Source organism: Mesorhizobium sp. M7A.F.Ca.ET.027.03.2.1 (assembly GCF_003999175.1).
Classification (GTDB): Bacteria; Pseudomonadota; Alphaproteobacteria; order Rhizobiales; family Rhizobiaceae; genus Mesorhizobium.
On record NZ_RZOM01001513.1, the window covers coordinates 1 to 1,016 of the forward strand.

The 1,016-nt window shown below is 59.3% G+C and carries 2 protein-coding genes and 1 pseudogene; all 3 read left to right on the forward strand.

What is annotated here, in order from left to right:
* Positions 1-14: 14 nt before the first annotated feature.
* Positions 15-203, forward strand: a complete 189-nt coding sequence (locus EN750_RS36055; RefSeq protein WP_127322198.1) for a type II toxin-antitoxin system HicA family toxin — start codon at positions 15-17, stop codon at positions 201-203.
* A gap of 5 nt (positions 204-208) precedes the next feature.
* Positions 209-610, forward strand: a complete 402-nt coding sequence (locus tag EN750_RS36060; RefSeq protein ID WP_127399400.1) for a type II toxin-antitoxin system HicB family antitoxin — start codon at positions 209-211, stop codon at positions 608-610.
* Positions 611-615: 5 nt separating this feature from the next.
* Positions 616-1,016, forward strand: a pseudogene (locus tag EN750_RS36065) (riboflavin deaminase); the annotation flags it as partial.

Below are 1,016 nucleotides of genomic sequence, written 5' to 3' on the forward strand. Positions count from 1 at the left end.
GTGTATAAATACACATGAAAAGCGCCGACATTATCCGCCTGTTGGAAGCTGATGGGTGGGTTGAAGTTGCCCGAAGGGGCAGTCATGCGCAATTCAAACACCGCGACAGGCTAGGGCGGGTCACCGTCCCTCATCCCAAGCGCGCTATTCCAATAGGCACCCTGCGCAGCATCGAAAAACAATCTGGACTGAAACTGAGGTGACGGCCATGAAGCAGTATATCGGACTTATCCATAAGGATGCCGACAGCGACTTCGGTGTGTCTTTCCCTGATTTCCCAGGCGTGATTACCGCCGGCAAGGATCTGGATGACGCCCGGTCCATGGCTGAAGAGGCCCTCGCCCTCCACATCGAAGGGTTGGTCGAGGATGGCGGGGCTGTTCCTGAACCCTCCAGTTTGGAGGCTGTGATGGCGGACGCCGATAATCGCGACGGTGTTGCAATCCTGGTCTCGGCCCAGCCCCAGACCAGGAAAACAGTGCGTATCAACGTGACGCTTTCCGACGACATTCTCCAAAGGATCGATGCCTTTGCCGAAGCTCATGGCTATACCCGATCCGGGTTTCTCGCAAAGGCCGCTGAAAAAGTGATGGCGCTGGAAGCGGCATGACCCGTATGAAGCCGCAAATCATCTGCCATATGCTCGCATCACTCGACGGCAGCCTTCATCCAAGCCGCTACACGACAAGTCCGGACGGGACCCGGGCGGAGTGGTCGAGCCTCTACGAACATATCCACAGTGATCTCGCGGCTGACGCCTGGATCGTCGGCCGCGTCACCATGGCCGAGATGAGCAAGGCCGCCGCGCACCCACCAGCCAATGTCGGCAAGGTCGACCGGCCCCATCATTTCGCTCAACGTGGTGCGGGCGGCTATGCCGTGGCGCTCGATGCCTCGGGCAAGCTTCATTTTTCCAAACCCGACATCGGCGGCGACCACGTCGTGGTGCTGCTTGGACGCGATGTCGCCGACAGCCATCTGGCGGAGCTTGCCGCCGACGGCGTGTCCTATATCGT

Coding starts and splice junctions, on each gene's coding strand:
- EN750_RS36055 (WP_127322198.1), top strand. CDS start 15: ATGAAAAGCGCCGACATTATCCGCCTGTTGGAAGCTGATGGGTGGGTT.
- EN750_RS36060 (WP_127399400.1), top strand. CDS start 209: ATGAAGCAGTATATCGGACTTATCCATAAGGATGCCGACAGCGACTTC.